Consider the following 5,947-nt stretch of genomic DNA (forward strand, 5'->3'; position numbering starts at 1 on the left):
AAAAACCGGCCGCGAGGGCCGGTTTCTTGTTTCGATGCTGTCCGTCCGATCAGGCGCGGACCTTGCTGCGGTCGCGCCTGCGGTCGGCGGCGGGTTGGTAGGCGATGCGCGAATGATGGGCGCAATAGGGCAGGCCGGTCTGCGAGCGGGCGCCGCAGAAGCGGAAATCGGGGCTCGTCGGATCGCCCATCGGCCAGCGGCACATGTACTCGCGCAGGTCCATGATGGTGACGCGCTCCGAGAACGGGATCACCACGTCCTCGGACGGCAGCGGCGCGGCTTCGATCTCGGCCTCCGGAGCGAAATCGGGAGCCAGCGCGTTGGCGCCGCGCGTGACGGCCGCCGGGCTCGCCATCGGGTGGCTCGGCGAGCGTGTCGGCGCCTTGCGCGGGGCCGCGTTACGGGGCGCGGCCGGCTGGGTCGCGCTCTTGGCCCGGCCCGAAAGGCCGAGACGGTGAACCTTTCCGATCACCGCGTTGCGCGTGACATTGCCCAGCTCGGCAGCGATCTGGCTGGCGCTCAGCCCATCGCTCCAGAGCTTCTTGAGCAGTTCGACGCGCTCGTCAGTCCATGCTCCGGCTTCGTTCATCCGCATCACCTGTCTTGTCCGGCCGGCTCCTTGCGGAACCCGCCTTTAAGGGCGCTTCGTGACGGAATCCGGGACCGTCGGCGATGTCGCTGGGACAAAGCCGCTACTGCCGCAACAGACGGTACAGGGGACGCCGCACGAAATGTCGTATCCGACGAAGAGAACCATACAAGCGGCAGTGACTCGCGAACAAGAGTCGGCGAATCCGAATTGGGCTTTTCCCCAGACGATTCGTGTTTGCGCCGTCAAGCGAATCCTTTTGGCAACACCGGCCACGCCGCTTTGAATTGACAGCCTCGGCCGCCTTAAGCATATTTATCCACAAGGTGACGCCGCCCCGATCGGGCGGCGCTTATGTTTGCGGAACCAAGGCCCGAACGATGCGGATGACGGCGCGACGAGAGATCAGGAGCTGGGTGCGACGATAACGTCGTCACCGGGTCTTATCGTGGCTGCGTGCCTGCAGCATCCATCCCGGATCGTCGTTCTCCGTTCAGCGCCAATCCGTTCTCACCCGTCCCCCTTCGCGAGGATCTTCGTCTCATGGCTCCCGCCCCTGCTTCCGCCAGCCAATCCGTGCTCGTGCCGACCTATGCCCGCGCGCCCGTCGCTTTCGAGCGCGGCGAAGGCCCCTGGGCGATCACCGCCGACGGTACGCGCTATCTCGACTTCGGGGCCGGCATCGCCGTCAACGCGCTCGGCCATGCGCATCCGCACCTGGTCAGGACGCTGACCGAGCAGGCCGCCAAGATCTGGCACACCTCGAATCTCTATGGCGCCCCGGATGGCGAGAGGCTCGCCCGTCGTCTCTGCGAGGCGACCTTCGCCGAGCGGGTCTTCTTCACCAATTCCGGCGCCGAAGCCAACGAGTGCGCCATCAAGATGGCGCGGAAGTACCACGCGGCGAAGGGCCATCCCGAGCGCTACCATATCATCACCTTCGAAGGTGCCTTCCACGGCCGGACGCTGGCGACCATCGCCGCCGGCGGCCAGCAGAAATATATCGACGGCTTCGGCCCCAAGGTCGACGGCTTCGATCAGGTGCCCTTCGACGACGAAAAGGCGCTTCGGGCCGCGATCACGCCCGAGACCGCGGCGCTGATGATCGAGCCGATCCAGGGCGAGGGCGGCCTGCGTTCCGTTCCGGCCCGGTTCCTCAAGCTCCTGCGCGAGCTCTGCGACGAGAACGGCCTCCTGCTGATCTTCGACGAGATCCAGACCGGCGTCGGCCGCACCGGCAAGTTCTTCGCGCATGAGACCTACGGCATCACGCCGGACATCATGTCGATCGCCAAGGGCATCGGCGGCGGTTTCCCGATGGGTGCCTGCCTCGCCACGGAGGAGGCGGCTTCCGGCATGACGCTCGGCACGCACGGCACCACCTTCGGCGGCAATCCCCTCGCTATGGCCGTCGGCAACGCCGTGCTCGACATCGTGCTCGAGCCCGGCTTCATCGAGCGTGTCGGCCAAATCGCGCTGCGGCTGAAGCAGTCGCTGGCAGAGCTCAAGGACAAGCACCCCGAGGTCGTCGCCGAGATTCGCGGCGAGGGCCTGATGCTCGGGCTCAAGCTGCACACCCTCAACACCGACTTCGTCAACGAAGCCCGCGCTCAGGGCCTGCTCGTCGTCGGTGCCGGCGACAACGTCGTGCGCCTGCTGCCGCCCCTGATCATCACCGAGGCGGATGTCGCCGAGGCGGTATCGCGGCTGGACAGGACTGCCAGCGCCGTCGAGGCGACGCTGAAGCGTCCTGCCGCCGAATAAGTTCAACCACGCAACCCCGCGAAGCGAAGGAAGCGCCCGTGACGCGCCATTTCCTCGATCTCTCCGATTTCTCCGGCAGCGAGCTGCGCGCGATCCTGCGCGCCGGCGAGGAGATGAAATCGCGACGTCGCACGCCTGCCGCCGCGGGGGACCGCCTGCTCGAAGGCAAGGTCATCGCCATGATCTTCGAGCAGCCTTCGCTGCGGACCCGCGTCTCCTTCGACGTCGGCATCCGCGAGCTCGGCGGCTCGCCGATGATGGTCGCGGGCCACGAGATCGAGCTCGGCGAGCGCGAGACCATCGCGGATACCGCCCGCGTGCTGTCGCGCTATGTCGATGCGATCATGATCCGCATTCTCGACCATGATTCATTGGTCGAGATGGCGCGCTATGCCACCGTCCCGGTGATCAACGGCCTGACCAAGCGCCAGCATCCCTGCCAGGTCATGGCCGATGTCATGACCTTCCAGGAGCGCAAGGGCTCGATCCAGGGCAAGCGCATCGCCTGGACCGGCGACACCAACAACGTGCTCACCTCCTGGGTCCACGCCGCCGGCCGACTCGATTTCGAACTGGCCATCGCGACGCCGGAAGAGCTCGCGCCGCCGCCGGCCCTGATCTCCTGGGCGAAGAAGCAGGGCGCCAGGCTCTCGCTGACCACCCGCCCGGAAGAGGCCGTCGAGGGCGCCGATTGCGTCATCACCGATTGCTGGGTCTCGATGGGCGACGAGGAAGGCACCCGTCACAACCTGCTGCGGCCCTATCAGGTCGACGACAGGCTGATGGACCGCGCCGACAAGGAGGCGATCTTCATGCATTGCCTGCCGGCCTCGCGCGGCGAGGAGGTCACCGACCAGATCATGGACGGTCCGCAATCGGCCGTCTTCGACGAGGCAGAGAACCGGCTGCATGCGCAGAAGGGCATTCTCGCCTGGTGCTTCGGCGGAGTGGCGGCCTGATGGCCGCCGATGACGTAGCCGCGGTCGGGCTCGACGATCGGGTCGTGCCCTTCGCCGTGCCCGATCTCGACGTGCGCGGCCGCGTCGTGCGGCTGGGCCCGTCGATCGACACGATCCTCGACCGGCACGGCTATCCCGCGCCGGTCTCGCGCGTGCTCGGCGAGGCCGCGGCGCTGGCCGTCCTGCTCGGCACGGCGCTGAAATTCGAGGGCCGCTTCCAGCTCCAGACCAAGAGCGACGGCGCCATCCCGATGATGGTGGTCGACTTCAACGCGCCCGACAATTTCCGCGCCGTCGCCCATATCGACGAGGCGAAGCTGACCCAGGCGCTCGCGCTCGACAAGCTCTCGACCGGCCAGCTGCTGGGCGAGGGCCACCTCGCCATGACGGTCGACCAGGGCACGGCGACCACGCGCTACCAGGGCATCGTCGCGCTGAAGGGACAGAGCCTCGAAGAGGCGGCGCATCAGTATTTCCGCCAGTCCGAACAGATCCCGACCCGGGTGCGCCTCGGTGTCGGCACGGTCACGACCGGCGGGCGGCCGCAATGGCGCGCCGGCGGCATCCTCGTCCAGTTCATGCCGCATTCGCCCGATCGGCTGCGCGCTGCCGACATCCACCCCGGCGATGCGCCGGAAGGGCACCAGATCCTGACCGGCGACGATCCCGACGGCATCAGCGACGACGCCTGGATGGAGGCGCGCTCGCTGGTCGAGACGGTCGAGGATCACGAGCTGCTCGACCCGATGCTGGAGAGCGAGCGCCTGCTCTACCGGCTCTTCCACGAGCGAGGCGCCCGTGTCTTCGAGCCTGTCATCGTCCACGAGGCCTGCCGCTGCTCGCGAGAGCGCGTGCTCACGATGCTGCGCGGCTTCTCGCCCGAGGATCGTCGCGCGATGATCGCCGATGACGGCAAGCTCGGCGTTACCTGCGAGTTCTGCTCGCGGCGCTACTCGTTCGACCCGGCCGAGGTCGAGCAGGGTCTTTCGGCCGGGCTGTGACGCCCCATGCGTGGGACCGCGCGGAAGCGCGGCCCGGGCAGGAAGGCGGCCTTCAGCCGGCCTGGCACTCCGTCATCAGCTTGCGCATGAAGGTCTCGCCGGCCTCAAGCTGCTCCAGCGTGATGTATTCGTCGGGCTGATGCGCCTGGTCGATCGAGCCGGGGCCGCAGACCACGGTCGGCAGCCCGGCCTGCTGGAAATGGCCGGCTTCGGTGGCGTAGGCGACCGCGATCGTGTGGTTGCGCCCGGACAGGCGCATGGCGAGCCGCTCGGCCTCCGAACCCGGTTCCGGCGCCAGCCCCGGCACGTCCGATGTCATCTCCGTGCTGACGGACGCGCTCGGCGCCGTCTTGCGCATGCGCTCCTGAACCTTCTCCGACAGGGCCGCAAAGCGAGCGGGGCCGGCCTCCGGGTCCGACGTCGGCAGCGTCCGGATTTCCCAGAGGATCTCGGCATGGTCGGCGAGGATGTTGCGGGCGATGCCGCCCTGGAACGAGCCGATATGCACGGTGTCGTAGGGCGGGTCGAAGCGGCCGCTGGCGTCGAGGCGCTGCTTCGCGTCCTCGGCCATGTGGTCGAGCTCGGCGGCGAGCAGCGCTCCGGCATGGACGGCGCTGGCGCCGAGCTCGGGCTTCGAGGAATGCGCCGCGAAGCCCTTGACGATGGTCTGGAAGGTCCGGACGCCCTTGTGGGCATCGCAGATGTCGAGCGAGGTCGGCTCGCCGACGATGACGGCGCGCGGCCGCGGCAGCGTCTTGCCCATCGCGGCGATGCCGTCGATGACGCCGAGGCAGGTCACCTCCTCGTCATAGGACAGGAAGAGATGGATCGGCGTCCTGAGGCCGGCTGCCAGGAAATCCGGCACCAGCGCGAGCCCCAGGGCGAGGAAGGCCTTCATGTCGACGGCGCCCCGGCCATAGGCCCGGCCGTTCTCGACATGCAGGGTGAACGGGTCGCGGCTCCAGGCCTGGCCCGCCACCGGCACGACATCGGTATGTCCGGACAGCACGATGCCGCCGCGATCCTGCGGGCCGACGGTCGCGAACAGTGCGGCCTTGTCGCCCGCCGCATTCGGGAAGCGCACGGACGGCACGCCCCAGCTGGTCAGGTAGCCTTCGACGAAGTCGATCAGGGGAAGGTTGGATTTGTCGCTGATCGTGTCGAAGGCGACGAGGCGGGCGAGCATCTCGAGCGGCGTAAAGCGCTGCCCGGCTTGAGCGGAGGCGGTCAATGCAGAACCTTCTTCACATAGGGGGAGTCGAGCGGGAAGAGCGGCACCTCGACGTCGAAGATCGTGCCGCTCTCGTCCTGCATGGCGTAGAAGCCATGCATCGAGCCGTCAGGCGTCGTCAGCGGGCAGCCGGAGGTGTAGTTGAAGCTTTCGCCGGGGCGCAGGACCGGCTGCTTGCCGACGACGCCCTCGCCGCGCACTTCGTGCACCTCGCCGCGACCGTCGGTGATGAACCAGTGCCGTGTCATCAATTGCACCGTCTGCGTCGAGAGATTGACGATCTCGATCGCATAGGCCCAGAAGTAGCGGCCCTGCGCATGCGAGGATTCCGCTTCCATGAAGGATGGCGCCGCTGTCACGCGCACGCCGTGCGTCTGTGCCTGATACATCGTCGAGGCTCCGG

At 67.7% G+C, this 5,947-nt stretch carries 6 protein-coding genes; 3 read left to right on the plus strand and 3 right to left on the minus strand.

Annotation, left to right across the window (positions count from 1 at the left end; genetic code table 11):
• Positions 1-49: 49 nt before the first annotated feature.
• Positions 50-589, minus strand: a complete 540-nt coding sequence (locus ACIPIA_RS08960) for a GcrA family cell cycle regulator (RefSeq protein ID WP_400508686.1) — start codon at positions 587-589, stop codon at positions 50-52.
• Positions 590-1,132: 543 nt separating this feature from the next.
• On the opposite strand from ACIPIA_RS08960, the gene ACIPIA_RS08965 reads away from it, so the two are divergent.
• The 3 genes from ACIPIA_RS08965 to ACIPIA_RS08975 are packed head-to-tail and all read left to right on the plus strand — an operon-like array spanning position 1,133 to position 4,313.
• A complete protein-coding gene (locus ACIPIA_RS08965) occupies positions 1,133-2,353 on the plus strand; it encodes an aspartate aminotransferase family protein (RefSeq protein WP_400508688.1) in 1,221 nt (406 codons plus the stop codon).
• Between the two features lie 38 nt (positions 2,354-2,391).
• A complete protein-coding gene (gene argF, locus ACIPIA_RS08970) occupies positions 2,392-3,312 on the plus strand; it encodes an ornithine carbamoyltransferase (RefSeq protein WP_400508690.1) in 921 nt (306 codons plus the stop codon).
• Positions 3,312-4,313 carry an Hsp33 family molecular chaperone gene (locus ACIPIA_RS08975; RefSeq protein WP_400508692.1) on the plus strand — a complete coding sequence of 334 codons (1,002 nt, stop codon included), beginning with the start codon at positions 3,312-3,314 and terminating at the stop codon, positions 4,311-4,313. Before argF ends, ACIPIA_RS08975 begins: the two co-directional genes overlap by 1 nt.
• Before the next feature lie 52 nt (positions 4,314-4,365).
• Here the strand turns inward: ACIPIA_RS08975 and argE are convergent, their stop codons facing one another.
• Both argE and apaG read right to left on the minus strand, forming a co-directional pair.
• Positions 4,366-5,544, minus strand: coding sequence for an acetylornithine deacetylase (gene argE, locus ACIPIA_RS08980; protein ID WP_400508694.1), 1,179 nt, complete (start codon positions 5,542-5,544; stop codon positions 4,366-4,368).
• A complete protein-coding gene (gene apaG, locus ACIPIA_RS08985; protein WP_400508696.1) occupies positions 5,541-5,933 on the minus strand; it encodes a Co2+/Mg2+ efflux protein ApaG in 393 nt (130 codons plus the stop codon). The genes argE and apaG overlap by 4 nt, the downstream gene beginning before the upstream one ends.
• Between the last annotated feature and the right edge of the window lie 14 nt (positions 5,934-5,947).

The organism is Allobosea sp. CER48, from assembly GCF_044752385.1.
In the GTDB taxonomy this organism is placed as follows: Bacteria; Pseudomonadota; Alphaproteobacteria; order Rhizobiales; family Beijerinckiaceae; genus Allobosea.

Coding starts and splice junctions, on each gene's coding strand:
- ACIPIA_RS08975 (WP_400508692.1), top strand. CDS start 3,312: ATGGCCGCCGATGACGTAGCCGCGGTCGGGCTCGACGATCGGGTCGTG.
- ACIPIA_RS08960 (WP_400508686.1), bottom strand. CDS start 589: ATGAACGAAGCCGGAGCATGGACTGACGAGCGCGTCGAACTGCTCAAG.
- apaG (WP_400508696.1), bottom strand. CDS start 5,933: ATGTATCAGGCACAGACGCACGGCGTGCGCGTGACAGCGGCGCCATCC.
- ACIPIA_RS08965 (WP_400508688.1), top strand. CDS start 1,133: ATGGCTCCCGCCCCTGCTTCCGCCAGCCAATCCGTGCTCGTGCCGACC.